This window comes from Methylobacterium persicinum (genome assembly GCF_022179525.1).
In the GTDB taxonomy this organism is placed as follows: domain Bacteria; phylum Pseudomonadota; class Alphaproteobacteria; order Rhizobiales; family Beijerinckiaceae; genus Methylobacterium; species Methylobacterium persicinum.
Map to the genome: position 1 here is coordinate 1 of NZ_BPQX01000042.1, position 17,187 is coordinate 17,187.

General features: G+C 67.9%; 16 protein-coding genes and 1 tRNA gene. 11 read left to right on the forward strand and 6 right to left on the reverse strand.

Annotation, left to right across the window (positions count from 1 at the left end):
- Positions 1-443: 443 nt before the first annotated feature.
- Positions 444-1,787, forward strand: coding sequence for a capsule polysaccharide biogenesis protein (locus MFF22_RS17680; RefSeq protein ID WP_238250364.1), 1,344 nt, complete (start codon positions 444-446; stop codon positions 1,785-1,787).
- Between the two features lie 115 nt (positions 1,788-1,902).
- On the opposite strand, the gene MFF22_RS17685 is transcribed toward MFF22_RS17680, so the two are convergent.
- A complete protein-coding gene (locus MFF22_RS17685) occupies positions 1,903-3,879 on the reverse strand; it encodes a capsule polysaccharide biogenesis protein (RefSeq protein ID WP_238250366.1) in 1,977 nt (658 codons plus the stop codon).
- Positions 3,880-4,253: 374 nt separating this feature from the next.
- On the opposite strand from MFF22_RS17685, the gene MFF22_RS17690 reads away from it, so the two are divergent.
- Together MFF22_RS17690 and MFF22_RS17695 are read left to right on the forward strand one after the other, a co-directional pair.
- Positions 4,254-5,012 carry an SDR family NAD(P)-dependent oxidoreductase gene (locus tag MFF22_RS17690; protein ID WP_238250371.1) on the forward strand — a complete coding sequence of 253 codons (759 nt, stop codon included), beginning with the start codon at positions 4,254-4,256 and terminating at the stop codon, positions 5,010-5,012.
- Entirely contained in the window at positions 5,009-5,863 is an 855-nt protein-coding gene (locus MFF22_RS17695) for a formyltransferase family protein (RefSeq protein ID WP_238250372.1), read from the forward strand. The genes MFF22_RS17690 and MFF22_RS17695 overlap by 4 nt, the downstream gene beginning before the upstream one ends.
- Before the next feature lie 154 nt (positions 5,864-6,017).
- Here MFF22_RS17695 and MFF22_RS17700 read toward each other — a convergent pair whose 3' ends face one another.
- Entirely contained in the window at positions 6,018-7,403 is a 1,386-nt protein-coding gene (locus tag MFF22_RS17700; protein WP_238250374.1) for an APC family permease, read from the reverse strand.
- Between the two features lie 327 nt (positions 7,404-7,730).
- Between MFF22_RS17700 and rpsO the strand changes: the two genes are divergently transcribed.
- The 3 genes from rpsO to MFF22_RS17715 all read left to right on the forward strand — a co-directional run bounded on the left by rpsO (position 7,731) and on the right by MFF22_RS17715 (position 10,832).
- Complete coding sequence (gene rpsO, locus MFF22_RS17705; RefSeq protein ID WP_238250376.1) at positions 7,731-8,000, forward strand: 30S ribosomal protein S15; 270 nt, start codon at positions 7,731-7,733, stop codon at positions 7,998-8,000.
- 204 nt (positions 8,001-8,204) lie between these two features.
- Positions 8,205-10,448: a polyribonucleotide nucleotidyltransferase gene (gene pnp / locus MFF22_RS17710; RefSeq protein ID WP_238250378.1), complete on the forward strand. Its 2,244-nt coding sequence runs from the start codon at positions 8,205-8,207 to the stop codon at positions 10,446-10,448.
- Between the two features lie 162 nt (positions 10,449-10,610).
- Positions 10,611-10,832, forward strand: a complete 222-nt coding sequence (locus tag MFF22_RS17715; protein ID WP_238250379.1) for a YgaP-like transmembrane domain — start codon at positions 10,611-10,613, stop codon at positions 10,830-10,832.
- Positions 10,833-10,999: 167 nt separating this feature from the next.
- Here MFF22_RS17715 and MFF22_RS17720 read toward each other — a convergent pair whose 3' ends face one another.
- Positions 11,000-11,263, reverse strand: coding sequence for a GlsB/YeaQ/YmgE family stress response membrane protein (locus MFF22_RS17720; RefSeq protein ID WP_238250380.1), 264 nt, complete (start codon positions 11,261-11,263; stop codon positions 11,000-11,002).
- Between the two features lie 216 nt (positions 11,264-11,479).
- On the opposite strand from MFF22_RS17720, the gene MFF22_RS17725 reads away from it, so the two are divergent.
- Together MFF22_RS17725 and MFF22_RS17730 are read left to right on the forward strand one after the other, a co-directional pair.
- On the forward strand, positions 11,480-11,836 hold the full coding sequence (locus tag MFF22_RS17725; protein ID WP_238250381.1) for a RidA family protein: 357 nt from the start codon (positions 11,480-11,482) through the stop codon (positions 11,834-11,836).
- A 2-nt stretch (positions 11,837-11,838) separates the two neighbouring features.
- Positions 11,839-12,969 carry a polyamine ABC transporter substrate-binding protein gene (locus tag MFF22_RS17730; RefSeq protein ID WP_238250382.1) on the forward strand — a complete coding sequence of 377 codons (1,131 nt, stop codon included), beginning with the start codon at positions 11,839-11,841 and terminating at the stop codon, positions 12,967-12,969.
- A 71-nt stretch (positions 12,970-13,040) separates the two neighbouring features.
- On the opposite strand, the gene MFF22_RS17735 is transcribed toward MFF22_RS17730, so the two are convergent.
- Entirely contained in the window at positions 13,041-13,454 is a 414-nt protein-coding gene (locus MFF22_RS17735; protein WP_238250383.1) for a DUF3597 domain-containing protein, read from the reverse strand.
- Positions 13,455-14,201: 747 nt separating this feature from the next.
- Between MFF22_RS17735 and MFF22_RS17740 the strand changes: the two genes are divergently transcribed.
- Positions 14,202-14,285 (forward strand) — tRNA-Tyr (locus MFF22_RS17740).
- A 67-nt stretch (positions 14,286-14,352) separates the two neighbouring features.
- On the opposite strand, the gene ruvC is transcribed toward MFF22_RS17740, so the two are convergent.
- The gene (gene ruvC, locus MFF22_RS17745; RefSeq protein WP_238250384.1) at positions 14,353-15,000 is read right to left on the reverse strand and encodes a crossover junction endodeoxyribonuclease RuvC; all 648 of its coding nucleotides are present in this window, start codon (positions 14,998-15,000) and stop codon (positions 14,353-14,355) included.
- Positions 15,001-15,072: 72 nt separating this feature from the next.
- Here ruvC and MFF22_RS17750 point away from each other — a divergent pair, with 72 nt between their 5' ends.
- Positions 15,073-15,648, forward strand: coding sequence for a peroxidase-related enzyme (locus MFF22_RS17750; protein ID WP_238250387.1), 576 nt, complete (start codon positions 15,073-15,075; stop codon positions 15,646-15,648).
- A 3-nt stretch (positions 15,649-15,651) separates the two neighbouring features.
- Here the strand turns inward: MFF22_RS17750 and MFF22_RS17755 are convergent, their stop codons facing one another.
- Entirely contained in the window at positions 15,652-15,972 is a 321-nt protein-coding gene (locus MFF22_RS17755; RefSeq protein WP_238250389.1) for a YnfA family protein, read from the reverse strand.
- 151 nt (positions 15,973-16,123) lie between these two features.
- Here MFF22_RS17755 and MFF22_RS17760 point away from each other — a divergent pair, with 151 nt between their 5' ends.
- Entirely contained in the window at positions 16,124-17,110 is a 987-nt protein-coding gene (locus MFF22_RS17760) for a tyrosine recombinase XerC (protein WP_238250391.1), read from the forward strand.
- Positions 17,111-17,187 lie beyond the last annotated feature (77 nt).

The window sequence follows — 17,187 nt, forward strand, 5'->3', positions numbered from 1 at the left end:
CCGACAGCGCCGTCGCGGCGATGCAGGCCGACGTGACAGCCAGGTTGCCCAAACGCATCATCCAGAAATCCGTTGTGCCGGGCCCAGCGAACCGGCCCGCGAGCCCATAAGGGGGCGTGAAGACTGCTATCAGCTTAACGGTGAATTGAGGCCGGTTCGAGGATCGCACCTTTCGAAGCACGAAAGCGTACCATCTCTGCAACTATGGCTTGCAAGCTGTGGGGTGCGTTCCCGCGACCATCATGCTGCCGCCTTTTCGGAGCCAGGACGAGTGTCAGAACGCGGCGGAGACCGGCGAGACGTAGCGCCGACTTCGCTCCGACGGTGCGCGATCGGAAAGTGTTGCTTTCATGGCATTGAACCCCGCTCCCGGCCCTGTAACCTCTCACCTCAACGACGAGGCCGTTCGCGGCCTCCGCACCGTGGGCCGAACCGGCGGGGACATGAACAAAGAGCGCGGCACGGCCGGGAAGGCGAACCAGCGGCAGTCCGGCCGGCAGGTCTTCCTGTTCCTCCAGGGGCCGATCACTCCCTATTTCGCCCATACAGCGGACGCGCTGGAGGCCCGGGGCCACCGCTGCCTGCGCGTCAACCTCTGCTTCGGCGACACCCTGTTCTGGCGCCGGCCCGGGGCGATCAACTATCGCGGTCGCCGGGAGAACTGGCCCGCCTTCATCGCCGACCTGATCGACCGGGAAGGCGTCACCGACCTGATGTTGCTGGGCGAGCAGCGGTTCTACCATAAGGTGGCAATCGCAGCGGCGAAGGCACGAAAGCTGAACGTCACGGTGACGGATTTCGGCTACCTCCGCCCGGACTGGATCACCCTCGAACGCGACGGAATGTCCGGGGACAGCTGCTTTCCCCGCAATCCCGACGAGGTGATGGCCCTGGCCGACGGCCTTCCGGAACCGGATCTGGAGCCGCGTTATCCCGACAGCTTCAAGACGCAGGTGATCTGGGACATCGCCTACCACCTGCTCAGCAACTGGCTGTGGTTCCTGTTCCCATTCTACCGCTCCCACCAGCTTTACCATCCGGCCCTCGTCTATATCGGCACGGGCTTGCACATCCTGCGCGCCAAGTTCAGCACGCCGAAGGTCGATCGCTACGTCGCCAAGCTGAAGGCGGAGAAGGCGCCCTATTACGTCCTGCCCCTGCAGATGGAAAACGACTTCCAGCTCCGGGCCTACTCGCCGTTCTTTGACTTCAAGGCGCCGATCCATACCGTCGTCGCATCGTTCGCTAAGCATGCGCCGGCCAATACCCGTCTCCTGATCAAGGCCCATCCCCTGGACCCGGGCATGCGCAACTGGGCGCGGATCGTCCGCCGCTCGGCGGCGAAGCATGGCGTCTCGGGCCGTGTGGATTTCGTGGACGGCGGCAACCTTGCGGTGATGCTCGATGCCTCGAAGGGTTGCATCACCGTGAACAGCACCGTGGGCCTCTGGGCGATGCGCGTGGCGGTGCCCACGATCACCCTCGGCACGGCGGTCTACGACATCGAGGGTCTGACCTTCCAGGGGCCCCTCGACCGGTTCTGGACCGAAGCGCGGCCGCCCCGGAAGGAGCTCTGGCACGCCTTCGTCCGGGCGATCGTCGCCCATATCCAGATCCGCGGCGTGTACTATGCCAAGGACGGCCTCGCGGCGGCCGTTCAGGCCACGGCCTCCCGCCTCGACCTGACCGAAGGTGCCTGGCTCGAGATGCGCACCCGCGCCCGGCGGAGCACTGAGGGCGAGGATCTCGCGATCCCCGAACACGGCTTCGGGTTTCAGAACGTCTGACACCCCCGCGCCCGCGGGTTCGTCCCGCGGGCGCGCAGATGATCAAGCCGTTTAAGAATGTGCGGCGAAGGCCGATGCGTGTGTCGTACCGGCATCCCCCCTGGTGAACGCGGCGCTACCGCCGCCGCAGCAGGTGGCGCGAGGTCAGCGACCAGACCTGCTTCAGGACCGCCTCGACGGTGGGCTCCCGCCGCATCAACCCCGCATCGCCCTCCGACAGTCGCTGGATGATCACCTCCGGCGGACAGGGCAGGCCGGTCCGCGGATCGACGTAGTGCGGGTAGACGATGAGAGCGCCGGCGACCAGCTCGTCGAGGGTGACGCGCCGGGTCCGGCGGGGGCAGGCGGGGCTCTCCGTCAGGCCCCAGCCGGCATAGAACGGCAGCCCGTGCGTCGTGACGCTCCGCCCCCGCAACAGAGCTTCGAACCCGATCAGTGACGAGATGGTCTCGACATGGTCGGCGATCTCGAGGGCGTCGGCGGCGGACACGTCCCGCAGGACGATATCCGCGTGGGCGGCGATGTCCGCCGGAGCGACCCAGCCGGGACGCAGGCCCGCCTCCACGTCCGGATGCGGCTTGAAGGCGATCACCGCGTCCGGATGGCGCTTCCTCGCCAGCATGAGCAGATCGGCGTTCCGCGTGACCGTCGCCGCGCAGAGCCGGATCGAGGCGTCGTTTTCGACCTGTCCGGCGACGAGCACGACCCGGCCCGCCTTCGGCATGGCCGGCAGGGGTGCCGAGCCGACATTGTACTTGCTGAGCCGAGCCTCCACGACCGCCGCCCGCAGCCGCTTGGCCCGCTCCAGCACGTCGGCGGGGAAGCCGCCATTTTCCAGCATCTGTTCGAGGTCGCTCGGCGCGGTCGCGTCGTAATAGATGCCGGTGCCGTCGAGCACATGCGAGGCACCCGGCCTCAGGGCGACGCCGAGCCCGATGGAGCGGATAAAACCGTCTTCCATGCGCATGAGCGGCACCCCGGCCTCGCGACAGGCGCGGTCGAGGTTCTCCGGAGCTCGGCTCGCCCAGGCGACGACCCGGTCATAGCGGGCGATCTCAGCGGCCTTTGGATCGTGTCGCGGGGCGGCTACGGCGGGGATCCGCCCCGGGGAGGCCAGGGCCTGCACCAGCCACCGGCGCTTCCAGGCAGCGAAGCCGATGCAGAGCGTCCGAGCGGCGTTCACCCGCTGCTCCTCCACGATCAGGCGAAGGATCGCGGCCGCTTCCTCGAACCGGCAGGTCTCGCCGCCATAGGGCTCGAAGTAGCGGGAGCAGATCAGGTAGACGGCGGCGAAGACTTCGGCCGGCGAGCGGTCCCGCGTGCGGCGGATCGGATCGAGCCGGTCGTCGGTGAAGCCCCAGCCGGCGTAGAAGGGCACGCCGAAACACGTGACCTGTCGGCCGGCGAGGGCCGCCTCGAAGCCAATATGGCTCGTAACCACGTAGAGCCGGTCCGCCGACTCGATCACGGACCACGCTTCGACCGGCCGGGTGATCGCCCGGGCGCCGGACGCCTCGACGGCGGCCGGTGAGAGGTGGCCAGCATGGCCCGGCCGCGCGGCCGGATCCATGACGACCACCCTGTCCGCATCCGGGTGTTCCGCCGCGGCGGCCTCGAGCATGGTGGAGAAGGCTTTCTCGCTCGCCAGACCGAAGCCGATGGTCGGGTCCTTCGGCACCTGATCGACGATCACGACGAGGGGCCGTCGCCGGTTTCGCTCGACCAGCACCGTCGAAAGGTCCACCCGCCTTGGATCGTTGTCGAGGCTGAGCCGCGCCCGGCGCAGGAGCGCGATGCCGGCTTCGGCGCGGGCGAGGATCTCGTCGCTCTCCCAGCCGCCCTCCTGAAGCATCGTCTCCAGTTCGCTCGGGGCGGTGGCGTCGTAATAGATGCCGAGCCCGTCGACGATGGAGCTCAGGGGGCGCAGGGTCCGGGCGCCTGGCAGGCGCAGGAAACCCTCGTCCCAGCGGTCCGCGTGGCCCACCCGGCGGGAGACCGGCTCGCTGCCGAGGCGGCGCACCGGCCTTCCCCCGGGCATCTCGATCTCCGAGAGCGTCCGCGGCCACAGGCGCTTGAGCTTGCCACCTTCCATCCGTGTGTCATCCAATCCCGGAACTGCGTGGGCCATACCTGCCTCAGGCGGAATTCAGCTTTAGCCGAATTCCGCCTGAGGCAGATCCCGCTTGAGCCAAGTCCCGCCCGAATAACCCGGTTTGGTCTTCGAAGCGGACCCTGCCCGGCCCAGTTGCAACGCATCCGGGCATAACACCGGCGGCTTCCACGCCGAAATCGGCTTCCCCTGCGGCGGGGAGCACTCTACGAGGCCCGCGACGGGGCGGCCCCTTTCATATCGCCACGACAGCGTCAAGGAAGGCGGCGTCGGGCGGGTGGCAGGCGGGGCGACGCCTCAGACGGGAAGGCGGAGAACATGGCGGCATCCATCAGCGGCAGGCCGGGCGGCGTTCGGTGAGGACGATACTCATCACGGGGGCGTCGAGCGGCATCGGCGCCGCCCTCGCCCGCCACTACGCCGCAGCCGATACCCGCCTCGTCCTGGTCGCGCGCAACGAGCCACGCCTCGCGGCGGTGGCGCAGGAATGCCGGGCGAAGGGCGCCGTCGCCGAGGTCGCCCAGGGCGATACCCGCGACCGGGCGGCGATCCGCCGCCTCCTGGCCGAGGTCGATGCCCGCTCACCCCTCGACCTCGTCGTCGTCAACGCCGCCATCAACGGCGGTGGGCGCGAGGGGCGGGTCGAGACCGAGGAGACGGCCTTCGAGACGGCGGACATCAATTATACCGGCTCCCTCAACGTGATGCTTCCGGCGCTGAGCCTGATGCTCGCCCGCGGACGGGGACAGATCGCGTTGATGTCGTCGCTTGCGGCCTATGCGCCCCTGGCCGACGCCCCGACCTATAGCGGCGCGAAGGCCGCCCTGGTGGCCCACGGCCTGGCCCTGCGGCAGAAGGTCTGGCCGCTCGGCGTGAAGATCAGCGTCGTGACGCCGGGTTATGTGAAGACGCCCATGGGCGGCGAACTCAAGGGCTGGCGCCCCCTGGAATTGAGCGCGGACGACGCTGCTGCGATCATCGCCCGGGGTCTCGCCCGGGATCGGGATGTGGTGTCCTTCCCCCTGCCCCTGGCCGTGCTGGCCCGCTCGGTGCTGCTGCTGCCGGAATGGGTCAGGCGGATCGGGCTTTCGGCCTTCAAGTTCAATCAGCGGTGACGGACTTGCGGATCGCCCTCCTCGTCCTCGAAGCGTTGCCGAACGCCAGGACCGTCCGGCGGCTCGTGGCCGACCGGGCGGGCGAGATCGTCTTCGTCGGGTTGTCCAATGCCGAACGTCCCTCGACCGGCGGCCTCACGGGCCAGATGCGCCGCCATCTCTCTCGGTCGGGAACCGGCATCCTGCCCTACCTCGCGGTGAATTTCGGCCTGCCGGACCTGTTGCGTCCCCTCGCGCCCCTGACCCAGGCCGCCGCCGGCAGCACGGATCGGCCCGAGGCGACCCCCCTGGCGACCCTGTGCCGGCGTCTCGGCATCCGCGCGGCCAAGGTGGATGACGTGAACGGGCCGGAGACCGCCAAGGCCCTCCGCGAGGCCGAGCCGGATCTGATCCTGACCTATCACTTCGACCAGATCCTCAAGCCCGAGACCATCGCCCTGGCCCGGCTCGGCGGGATCAACGGCCATCCGGGCCTCCTGCCGCGCCACCGGGGACCGGTGCCGACGATCCACGCCTTGGCCGAGGGGCCCGACGCCTTCGGGATGACCCTGCACCGGCTCGCCGCCGCCATCGATGCCGGGGCGATCCTCGACCAGGAGGCGGTGCGCCTGCCCGCGGACGTCACCGCGACCCGGGCCGCCGTGATGCTCCACGCCCACGGACGGGGGATGCTCGACCGGCTGCTCGATACCGTCGTCGCCACTGGCACCCTGCCCGAGGGGAGAATGGTCGACATGCTGCCCTACTGCCCCTTCCCCGACCGGGCGATGCTGGCCGGCCTCAAACGTCGGGGCCTGCGGCTGACCGATACGGAGGACCTGAAGGCCGCCGCTGGGCTGTCGTTGCGGTAGGTTTGGCACCCCGCCGCCTGGTCATTCCCTCCCCGTCATTGCGAGCGCAGCGAAGCAATCCAGGGCAGCGCGCCGCCTCTGAAACGTGGCTCTCGATTGCGTCTCTGCGCTTGCGATCAGGGATGGGAATGGCGGCGACATAAGCCTGCTGGGTTTAGTCCCCCCGCTCGACTACGCGCCTGCGGCCATACCCAAAAAAGATCGCCAGCCCGATCACGAGCCAAACGGTGAGCCGGATCCATGTCTCCGGCGGCAGGGATACCATCAGGCCGGCGCAAGCCAGGAGGCCGAGCCCTGCGACGAGGTCGGCTGCAGGTACCCGGAAGGGCCGTGGCCGGTCCGGTTGCCGCCGCCGCAGGATCGGCACGCTGGCGCAGACGAGACCGAAGGCGAGCAGGGTGCCGATGCTGACGAGTTCGCCCAGCACCGCGATGGGCACCAGCCCCGCGATGGCGGCGGTGAAGAGGCCGATCATCCATTGGCTCGCCGCCGGGACCCGGCTGCGGGGACTGATCCGGGCGAAGGCATCGGGCAGGAGGCGGTCCCGCGCCATCGCGTAGAAGATGCGTCCCTGACCGTAGAGGGCGGTGAGGGTCGATGTGGTCAGCCCGACGAGCGCGCCGACTTTCACGAACAGGGCGAAGCCCGGATAGCCGATCGTATCGACCGCCTTGGCGATGGGATCGGGCACGTCGAGCTCCCTGTACGGGACGAGACCGGTCAGCACGCCGGCGACGGCGACGTAGAGCAGGGTGCTGAGGACGAGGGAGCCGATGAGCCCCACGGGGGCGTCGGCCTGCGGATCGCGGCATTCGCCCGCCGCCGTCGAGACGGTCTCGAAGCCGATGAAGGCGAAGAACACGACCGCGGCGCCCCGCACGACACCGCTGGCGCCGAAGCTGCCGAAGGTGCCCGCGTTCGCTGGCACGAAGGGGTGCCACAGGTCCGGTTTCACGAAGGCGGCGCCCAGCCCCACGAAGGCGAGGATGATCGCCACCTTCAGCGCCACCAGGGCGGCGTTCACGCCCGCGGCCTGTCGCACGCCCCCCGTGAGCAGGAAGGTGAGCGCCAGCACGATCCCCGCAGCCGGCAGGTCGATCATGCCCCCCTCCCCCGGCGCCGCGGCGAGAGACGGAGGCAGGTGGAGGCCGAAATCCGCCAGCAGCGATTGGGCATAGCCCGACCATCCCGCGGCCACTGTCGCGGCAGCGAAGGCGAATTCGAGCACGAGGTCCCAGCCCACGAGCCATGCCGGCAGGAGGCCGAGGCTGACGCGCGTGTAGGCGTAGGTCGATCCCGCCTCCGGGATCATCGCCGCGAGTTCGGCATAGCAAAGTCCGACGAGGCCGCTGACCAGTCCACCGATCACGAAGGACAGGACGAGGGCCGGCCCGGCATCGTGCGCCGCCGCCGTCCCGGTCAGGACAAAGATGCCCGCCCCGATCGTCCCGCCGAGGCCGATGCAGACGAGGCCGGGGGCGGTGAGGGCGCGGGCGAGGCCACGCTCCGGTGTCGCAGCTGCGCCGTCCCTCATGGCCATCCCTGGTTCCCCGCCGCCCCATGCCTATTGCGCGAAGCAACCCACGATAGCGCGCCGTCCGGAAACGTCCCGCTACTGTGGATCGTGTCGCCTCGCGCGCGATCGGGATGGGCAGGGCAAGTCCCGCGCCTGTCCCCGCGAGGCACCCGGGGCTGGTATCCGCGGCGGTTTCGTGTATGGATCGCCCCGGCCTCGACCCGGATACCGGGCGGGGCTTGAGCCGCTTGCGGCAGACCGTGCTGGACGACATCCCGGCACAGGCCGTTCCGCAGGCATTGGCGCCGTGACCCGGCGCCTCACCGTACGAAAACACCCGAAAGGCACGCGATGTCGATCACGGCAGAGCGCAAGAGCGCGCTCATCAAGCAGCACCGCCACGACGCGAAGGACACCGGCTCCCCTGAGGTGCAGGTGGCCATCCTGTCCGAGCGGATCGCGAACCTGACCGGCCACTTCAAGACCCACAGCAAGGACAACCATTCCCGCCGTGGCCTCCTGAAGCTGGTCTCCCAGCGCCGGTCGCTCCTCGACTATCTGAAGCGCAAGGACGAGGCGCGCTACCGCACCCTCATCGAGAAGCTCGGCATCCGCCGCTGATTCTCCCCTGATTTCGCGCGGCTCCGGTCCCCGGGGCCGCGTTCGACTTTGGCCGGTCCGGGCATGGGGCTCGGGCAGGCCGCACGGGCCGCCCCATCGCACGTGATCGGGGCAGGATCACCGGGGGCTTCGCGAAGCCCCCCGTCGTCTTGCCCCCGCCGTGCCGGGCGAAGCCCGCCGCATGAAGGCAAGGACAGACTGACCATGTTCGACGTTCAACGCGAAGAGCTGATGTGGGGCGACCGCAAGCTCGTCCTCGAGACGGGCAAGGTAGCCCGGCAGGCGGACGGCGCCGTCGTCGCCACCTATGGCGAGACTTCGGTGCTCGCCTGCGTCGTGGGCGCCAAGGAGCCGAAGGCCGGCATCGACTTCCTCCCCCTCACCGTGAACTACCAGGAGCGCGCCTACGCCGCCGGCCGCATTCCCGGTGGGTACTTCAAGCGCGAGGGCCGTCCCTCGGAGAAGGAGACCCTGGTCTCCCGCCTCATCGACCGGCCGATCCGTCCCCTCTTCGTCGAGGGCTGGCGCAACGACACCCAGGTCACGGTCACGGTGCTGACCCACGACCTTGAGAACGATCCCGACATCGTCGCCATGGTGGCGGCCTCGGCGGCGCTGACCCTTTCGGGCGTGCCGTTCATGGGCCCGATCGGCGCGGCCCGCGTGGGCTACGTCAACGGCGGCTACAAGCTGAACCCTCTGGTCACCGAGACCAAGGAAGAGTCTTCCCTCGACCTCGTCGTCGCCGGCACCCAGGACGCCGTCCTGATGGTCGAGTCCGAGGCGAAGGAGCTCTCGGAAGACGTGATGCTCGGGGCCGTGATGTTCGGCCACAAGCACTTCCAGCCGGTGATCGAGGCGATCATCCGTCTGGCCGAGAAGGCGGCGAAGGAGCCGCGGGACTTCTCCCCGCCGGAGAACGCCGACGTCGAGAAGGCGGTCCTGGAGATCTGCGAGAGCGAGCTGCGCGCCGCCTACACCAAAACCGTCAAGCAGGAGCGCTACGCCGCCGTCGACGTCGTGAAGGCGAAGGTGATGGCCGCCCTCTGCCCGGCCGAGGGTGGGGCGAAGTTCGATGCCGAGAAGGTGAAGGCCGCCTTCAAGGAGGCCCAGTCGAAGGTGGTCCGCTGGAACATTCTCGATACCGGCGCCCGCATCGACGGCCGTGACGTGAAGACCGTTCGCCCGATCCTCTCCGAGGTCGGCGTTCTGCCCCGCGCCCACGGCTCGGCCCTGTTCACCCGCGGCGAGACGCAGGCCCTCGTGGTCGCCACCCTCGGCACCGGCGAGGACGAGCAGTTCATCGACGCCCTGGAAGGCACCTACAAGGAGCGCTTCCTGCTCCACTACAACTTCCCCCCCTATTCGGTGGGTGAGACGGGCCGCATGGGCTCCCCGGGCCGCCGCGAGATCGGCCACGGCAAGCTGGCGTGGCGGGCGATCCGCCCGGTGCTGCCGCCGGCTCACGAGTTCCCGTACACGATCCGCGTCGTGTCCGAGATCACGGAGTCCAACGGCTCGTCCTCGATGGCGTCGGTCTGCGGCGGCTCGCTGTCGCTGATGGATGCGGGTGTCCCGCTGCGCCGTCCGGTGGCCGGCATCGCCATGGGCCTTATCCTTGAGGGTGAGCGCTTCGCGGTGCTGTCCGACATCCTCGGCGACGAGGATCACCTCGGCGACATGGACTTCAAGGTGGCCGGCACGGACGAGGGCGTGACCTCGCTCCAGATGGACATCAAGATCGCCGGCATCACCGAGGAGATCATGCGGGTCGCCCTCGATCAGGCGAAGGACGGGCGTGCCCACATCCTCGCTGAGATGGCCAAGGCCCTCACGGCGGCTCGTCCGGAGCTCGGCGAGTACGCGCCGCGCATCGAGACCATGCAGATCCCGACGGACAAGATCCGCGACGTGATCGGCACCGGCGGCAAGGTGATCCGCGAGATCGTCGAGAAGACCGGCGCCAAGATCAACATCGAGGATACCGGCATCGTGAAGATCGCCTCCGCCGACGGCAAGGCGATCAAGGCGGCCTACAACTGGATCCGCTCGATCGTCGCCGAGCCCGAGGCCGGCATGATCTACGACGGCACCATCGTGAAGTGCATGGAGTTCGGCGCCTTCGTGAACTTCTTCGGCGCCAAGGATGGCCTCGTCCACATCTCGGAACTCGCCGCCCAGCGGGTCGCCAAGGTTACCGACGTGGTGAAGGAAGGCGACAAGGTGAAGGTGAAGTTCCTCGGTCAGGACGACCGGGGCAAGATCCGCCTGTCCATGAAGGTCGTCGACCAGGAGACGGGCGAGGACATCACCGACAAGATCAAGGCGCAGCGCGACTCCGACCGGGCCGAGCGGGGCGACGAGCCCCGTGAGCCTCGGGAAGGCCGCGAAGGCCGGGAGAACGGCAGCCGTCACCGGGGCGAGCGCCGCCGCGAGGCGGGCGAGTAATCGCTTCGCCGGCCCACGTGTACTGAAGTTCGGAGCGCGGCCCCCCTCGGGGGCCGCGCTTCTTTTTTTGTCTCCCACGCCCGGATCGACGGCGTGGACCGTCCGGCCGGAACGCCCTGGCTGCCTCCGCGTTCGCCCCGCGATTGGAAGCGGAGGAGCCTGATGGCCAACGACATGATCCACGACATCTTCAGCGGCGAGCAGAACCTGACCACGACGGAGCGGGCTGTGTCTGTCGCGCTCGGCCTCGGCATCGCAGCGGCGGCGGCTCAGCCCCGTCCGAATAAGTGGCTGAGCCTTGCAGCCCTCGTGGTGGGCGTCGGCCTCGCTATGCGCGGCGCGACGGGGCATTGCGCCATCAAGGCGGTGGCGCACGAACTCTGAATGCAGGTTCCCAAAGGACGAGTCCTTTGGCGGGTGCAGGGCGGCGCCCTGCTCACCAGGGGCGTCGCGCTGGACCCCAGCGAAGGGCTCGCCCTTCGCCATCCCTGGATCGAACAAAAAAAGGGGCGCCCTGTGGCGCCCCTCTTCGTGTCCGCCGGAGCGGGTCTTCAGTAGGTCGTGGTGCGACGGCTGGCGATGAAGCCGTAGATGAACAGCACGATCACGGCGCCGACGATGGCGCCGATGAAACCGGCCCCCTGATTCGGGCCGTACCACCCCACCGCCTGACCGATGAAGGTCGCGACGAAAGCGCCGACGATGCCGAGGATCGTCGTCAGGATAAAGCCCGCAGGCTCATTCGGGCCGGGCATTAAGAACTTGGCGACGACACCCGCCAGGAATCCGATGATGATCGTCCAAAGAATGCCCATGACTCTCCCCGCTTTTGGGCCGCTGACGCCCTCTGAACGCGTGGGTTTTCCAACCGGTTGCTCCAATACCCCACCACGGGAGCGATTTTTTTTCCTCAGTTCCCTCCTGCGACACTGATAGCCCGCAACACCCTTTACGGGGGCCGGTCCACAGCGGCACATACGGCGCCGCCGGGCTGTCGTCCGGCGTATGTCGCGGACGGATGGAGAGAGCGTATGGCGATCAGGCGGATCGAGCCGGGGGCGCGGATGTCCCAAGGCGTCGTTTATGGTGAAACCGTTTACCTCGCAGGGCAGGTCGCCAACGAGCCCGTCGGCACGGGTGTCACCGGTCAGACGCAGAACATCCTCGAACAGATCGACCGCTTGCTCGCGTCGGCTGGCACCGGCAAGGAGAATATCCTGACGGCCACGGTCTACCTCGCCGACATTGCGCATTTCGCCGAGATGAACGCCGCCTGGGATGCCTGGGTGTCGAAGGACAATCCTCCCGCCCGCGCCACCGTCGAGGCAAAGCTCGCCGCGCCCGAATATCTCGTCGAGATCGTCGTCGTCGCCGCGCGGACGGCCTGAGCATGGCGTTTCGGCTTCCGGGGCGGGGGCGGCTCGCCGCTCTCGGCGCGTGCCTCGCCGCGGCGCTCGGGACCGCCCTCTTCGCCGGGGCCGCACGCCCTGCGAACGAGAGGGTCGTCAACATCTACAACTGGTCGGATTATATCGACCCGCAGGTGCTCGATGCCTTCACCCGTGAGACGGGCATCAAGGTCGTCTACGACACCTACGATAACAACGAGATCCTGGAGACCCGCCTCCTGGCCGGCCGGTCGGGCTACGACATCGTGGTGCCGTCGGGCCCGTACCTCCAGCGGCTCATCCGGGCCGGCGCCTTTCGACCCCTCGACAAGGCGAAATTGAAGAACCTCGGCAATCTCTGGCCGGATATCATGGGGCGGCTGGCCGGCTACGATCCCGGCAACCTCTACGCCATCGACTACATGTGGGGCACCACCGGGATCGGCTACAATGCTGCCCTGGTGCGGGAGAAGCTCGGGCCGAACGCACCGGTCAACTCATGGGGCATCGTCCTGAACCCATCCTCGGCGAACAAGCTGAAGGAGTGTGGGATCATGATGCTCGACAGCCCGGAGGACCTGATCCCGAGCATGCTGCCCTTCTTCGGCGCGAAGGCGGACAGCAAGCGCTGGGACGACATGACCCTCGTCACCGATGCCCTGTACAAGGTGCGCGGCAGCGTGCGCAAATTCCACTCGTCGGAATATATTCAGGCGTTGGCGAACGGCGATATCTGCATCGCGGTCGGCTATTCGGGAGACGTGTTGCAGGCGAAGAAGCGGGCCGACGAAGCCAATAACGGCGTCGACGTGGCCTATGTGGTCCCCAAGGAGGGATCGCTGATGTGGTTCGATTCCTTCGCCATCCCGAAGGATGCACCCCACCCGGCCGAAGCCCTGGCCTTCCTTGACTACATGATGCGGCCGGAAGTGGCGGCGGCAAACACGAACTTCGTGTCCTACGCGAGCGCAAACCTCGCCGCGAAGGCGTTCGTGAAGCCCGAGATCCTCAACAACCCCGGCATCTACCCCGACGAGGCGACGATGCAGCGCCTGTCTGTGAACACCGCCTGGGACGAGCGCACCCAGCGCTTCGTCACCCGGCTCTGGACGCGGGTCCGTACCGGGCGGTAACGGGGCGGGGGATCGATGCCCTTTTGCGATACCCTCCCGTGATCCAAGGATCACGGGAGGGCCGTATGGGCCTAGTGCTTCAGGTCGTCCGGCACCTTGCCGCCGTTTTCGGCGAGCTTCGTCATCACCTGCTTGTGAAGCCAGATGTTCATGGAGGCGGAATCCTCCTTGTCGCCGGTGTAGTGCAGCTCGTCGGCGAGTTGCTTCCGCGAGGCGAGGCCCGAATCGAGGTCCAGGAGCTTCATCAGGTCCACGATGGAGTGGCGCCAGTCGAGCTTCTGCGGGTTCTTTTCCGCCATCCCGGTGAGGACCGCCTCGACATCCACCGGCTGTCCGCCGCCGCTGCTGCTGCTGCCCGCGCTGCCGGTCGGGGCAGCTGTGCTCGTCTGGCCCGAACCGGACGTGGTCGCCGACGGCGCCGCCTCTGCTTCTCCACCTCCGAACGGGTGGAGGATCTTGCTGACGATGTTGCCGAGAAGGCTCATAGGTTCACTCCGTCCTGCGCTGCGCCGGTTGCGGCGTGGCGCGTCGACAACATGTCGCAGCGTTCGGACGTTCCAAAGAATGCGACCTCAGCGTGAACTACCGAGGGCGACCCCGAGCAGGCAGAGGCCCACGACCAGGCAGATCCCGCTCCACCGCTCGAGAAAGGCCGACCGCGTCGGGTCTTTCACGGAGAGCGCAGCGAGGATCACGCCACTCAGAAGGCATCCGAGGCAGATCACGAACGTGAGCACTTTGAGTTCATCGGGCGAAAACACCCGTTATTTATATGTTCGCGGACCGCATTCGCGAACCACAAACTTGCGAGCTCTACCACTTATAATCACTATTTAGAGATATGAGATGTTTTATATCATGGTTCGGGAGTAAATTCGTAGAAGTGAATGTTATCTCGCGACACTCAGAAAATGATGAAATTTTTTTATCGAAGGATCGGCATCATGCCGCCGATAGAGAGTATAAGCCCGCTCAATGGCGTGCGAAGTACACGGGCAAAGGCAGAGAGACCGATAATCCGATTTTCTGGAATGGCCGTACTGCCCTAAGGCCTCCCCGCTTTCCTCGGCCGGAGCGAGAAACGACCGTGGTTGTATTACGAATACCGGATTCGGCGGCGGCGGTGCGGCGGCGGCGGACGAACTGTGCGAGTCGCACCGGCAAAGCGTTGACACGGGGCGACCCCCCCACCATAAGGACGGCGCGGGACGCCCGGCGGGCGTCACGACCTTGGGGGAATGTCCCGAGCGGCAAAGGGGGCGGACTGTAAATCCGCTGCGTAAGCTTCGTAGGTTCGAGTCCTACTTCCCCCACCAAGATCCTCACATCGCTGGCAAAAGCGCACAGGTCGAATGGCCCTGCGCTGCTGCGATGTCCCCGCGCTTACCGCGATTTCGCCAGGGCTGCCTCGATACGGGCGGCAGCGGCGGCGGAATAACCTTTCCCTTCCAGGCTCTGTCCCGCCTGTGCGACCCCGGACAGGTTGCGCGCGGCCCGGCCCGGCGAATGCCGCGCCCGGAGGGCATGGGCGTCCCTGTGGCTTGAATGGGTCACGGCGATCGCCAGGGCGTCGGCCGCGTCCGCGATCCGGAATTCGGCCTTGGGCAGCAGGAAGCGCACCATCGCCTGGATCTGCGCCTTGTCCGCATGGCCGGAACCCGCCACCGTCTTCTTGATGAGGTTGGCGGCGTATTCGAAGACCGGCACGCCGGCGAGCGCCGGCACCAGCAGGGCCACCGCACGGGCGTGACCGAGCTTGAGAGTGGCCTGGGCGTCCTTGTTGACGAAGGTCTCCTCCACGGCGACCTCGTCCGGCTGGAGCGCTTCGCAGATCCGGCTGAGACCCTCGAACAGTTCGCGCAGGCGGAGGGCCAGGGGCAACTCGCCATCGGAGGTGACGACCCCGCAATCGTGGTAGGTCAAACTCGTACCGCGGGCGGTGATCAGGCCCCAGCCGGTGCGGCGCAGGCCCGGATCGATCCCGAGGATCCGAACCGGCGCGTTCGGACCGGACGTCTTGGCGGCGGTCATGGTGCTCTTTCAGGGCTTCCTGGCGCCGGCATCCGTACCGCGATCGCCATGCTTCACCAAACGGGGACGACCATGCGCCAAGAAGGTCCGATCAGCCGCTTTCCGGTGCCACCCCTGGCCGACATGCCGGCCGACCTCCGGGCTCGGATCGAGCAGGTCCAGGAAAAGGCGGGCTTCGTGCCCAATATCTTCCTGGCGCTTGCCCACCGGCCCGACGAGTTCCGCGCCTTCTTCGCCTTCCATGACGCTCTCATGGACCGGGCGGGAGGCCTCACCAAGGCGGAGCGAGAGATGATCGTGGTGGCCACCAGCGCCGCCAACCGGTGTCTCTATTGCGTCGTGGCCCATGGGGCGATCCTCCGGGTGCGGGCCAAGGACTCCCTGCTCGCCGACGAGATCGCCGTGAACTATGCCAAGGCGCCGATCACACCCAGGCAGAAGGCGATGCTCGACTTCGCCGTGAAGCTCGCCATCGATCCCGGCGCAGTCGGCGAGGCCGACCATGCCACCCTGGCGCAGGCGGGCCTGACACCGGACGAGATCTGGGATGTGGCGGCGATCACCGCCTTGTTCGCCCTGTCGAACCGCCTCGCCAGCGCGGCTGACCTTCGGCCCAACGGGGAATTCTACGGAATGGCACGCGGCTGAGGGTCATTTCCCGCGCCCGAGCAGGATGATCGCCGCACCGACGAGACAGACGAACCCGCCGAGGGCATCGCGCAGGTCGGGGCGCTCCCCCTCCGCCCACCACATCCAGCACAGCGAGGCGACGATGTAGACCCCGCCATAGGCGGCGAAGGCGCGCCCCGCCGCCTCGCTCTCCACAAGGGTCAGCAGCAAGCCGAAGGCGATGAGGGAGCCGGTTCCGGCGACTGCCCACCACGGGGAATAGCCCAGGCGCAGCCACGCCCAGAAGGCGTAGCAACCCGCGATCTCGGCCAGGGCCGCTGCCGGATAGATCAGGGCCGTCATGCTGAGATCTTCGTGTGGTTCATAGGGCTCCCGTCCGCACGATCAGCCATACCATCGCGTGGACGCCGTTCCACGGATTCTCCGTCGGTCGGCCTGCCCAACCCCGACGCATCGAAGGGGAGCGTTAATCCCGTCGCGGTCTGATGGGGGCATGCGCCCGAATTCCACTCCTGCCGCCATCGCTGCCTCGCTCCTTCCCCCGGGGGATGCGGGGTTGCGGGCGGCGGTGGAGGGCTGGACCGAGGCCCTTGCCCGGGAGCGGCGGATGTCCGCCAACACCGTGGAGGCCTATCGCCGGGATCTGCGGCAGTTCCTCGTCCATCTCGCGGAGCGGCGGGGTGAGCCGACCATCACCATGCTCATCGCCCTGAAGGTTCGGGACGTCCGTGCCTTCATGGCCGCCCGCCGGGCCGAGGAGATTTCCGGACGCTCGCTCATGCGCATGCTGGCGGGCCTGCGCTCCTTCGGACGGTACCTCGAACGGGAGGGGCACGGCACGATCTCCGCCCTGGCGGCGGTGCGCTCGCCCAAGGTACCCCGCCGCCTGCCGCGACCGCTCCCCGTCGCCGCGGCCGTGGCAATGACAGATGTGGCGATCCGGGCGGACGAGGATCGCGAGCCCTGGGTCCTCGCCCGGGACGCGGCGGTCTTGGCCCTGCTCTACGGCGCGGGCCTGCGCATCTCGGAGGCATTGGGCCTGCGCCGGATCGATGCGCCGGTCCCAGGCGTCGATCAGGTGACGGTGCTGGGCAAGGGTGGGAAGGAACGGATGGTGCCGATCCTCCCCGTGGTCGCGGACGCGGTGGCGGCTTACCTCGCCGCCTGCCCCCTCCCCCTGCCGCCGGAGGGACCCCTCTTCGTGGGCGCCCGCGGCGGGCCGCTTTCGCCCCGGATCATCCAGTATGCGGTCGCCCGGCTACGCGGCGCCCTCGGGCTTCCCGACGGGGCGACGCCCCATGCACTGCGCCATTCCTTTGCAACGCATCTCCTCGCCCGCCAGGGCGAGCTGCGCGCGATCCAAGAGTTGCTGGGACACGCCTCCCTCTCGACGACCCAGCTCTACACCCAGGTCGATGCCGCCCGCCTGATGAGCGCCTACGAGGCGGCGCATCCACGGGCCAGGATCCGGGCGGCCTGAGGCGGCCGTTTCCTCCCCTGCTGCGGGGACAGGATACGGCGCCCTTGCCCGTTTCCGTCCGCCGACCCCGTCTTTGC

What these genes read in the sequence shown, in the direction of transcription:
- MFF22_RS17680 (WP_238250364.1), top strand. Translation starts at nt 444, where the DNA reads ATGAACAAAGAGCGCGGCACGGCCGGGAAGGCGAACCAGCGGCAGTCC.
- MFF22_RS17685 (WP_238250366.1), bottom strand. Translation starts at nt 3,879, where the DNA reads ATGGAAGGTGGCAAGCTCAAGCGCCTGTGGCCGCGGACGCTCTCGGAG.
- MFF22_RS17700 (WP_238250374.1), bottom strand. Translation starts at nt 7,403, where the DNA reads ATGGCCATGAGGGACGGCGCAGCTGCGACACCGGAGCGTGGCCTCGCC.
- rpsO (WP_238250376.1), top strand. Translation starts at nt 7,731, where the DNA reads ATGTCGATCACGGCAGAGCGCAAGAGCGCGCTCATCAAGCAGCACCGC.
- pnp (WP_238250378.1), top strand. Translation starts at nt 8,205, where the DNA reads ATGTTCGACGTTCAACGCGAAGAGCTGATGTGGGGCGACCGCAAGCTC.
- MFF22_RS17715 (WP_238250379.1), top strand. Translation starts at nt 10,611, where the DNA reads ATGGCCAACGACATGATCCACGACATCTTCAGCGGCGAGCAGAACCTG.
- MFF22_RS17720 (WP_238250380.1), bottom strand. Translation starts at nt 11,263, where the DNA reads ATGGGCATTCTTTGGACGATCATCATCGGATTCCTGGCGGGTGTCGTC.
- MFF22_RS17725 (WP_238250381.1), top strand. Translation starts at nt 11,480, where the DNA reads ATGGCGATCAGGCGGATCGAGCCGGGGGCGCGGATGTCCCAAGGCGTC.
- MFF22_RS17730 (WP_238250382.1), top strand. Translation starts at nt 11,839, where the DNA reads ATGGCGTTTCGGCTTCCGGGGCGGGGGCGGCTCGCCGCTCTCGGCGCG.
- MFF22_RS17735 (WP_238250383.1), bottom strand. Translation starts at nt 13,454, where the DNA reads ATGAGCCTTCTCGGCAACATCGTCAGCAAGATCCTCCACCCGTTCGGA.
- ruvC (WP_238250384.1), bottom strand. Translation starts at nt 15,000, where the DNA reads ATGACCGCCGCCAAGACGTCCGGTCCGAACGCGCCGGTTCGGATCCTC.
- MFF22_RS17750 (WP_238250387.1), top strand. Translation starts at nt 15,073, where the DNA reads ATGCGCCAAGAAGGTCCGATCAGCCGCTTTCCGGTGCCACCCCTGGCC.
- MFF22_RS17755 (WP_238250389.1), bottom strand. Translation starts at nt 15,972, where the DNA reads ATGACGGCCCTGATCTATCCGGCAGCGGCCCTGGCCGAGATCGCGGGT.
- MFF22_RS17760 (WP_238250391.1), top strand. Translation starts at nt 16,124, where the DNA reads ATGCGCCCGAATTCCACTCCTGCCGCCATCGCTGCCTCGCTCCTTCCC.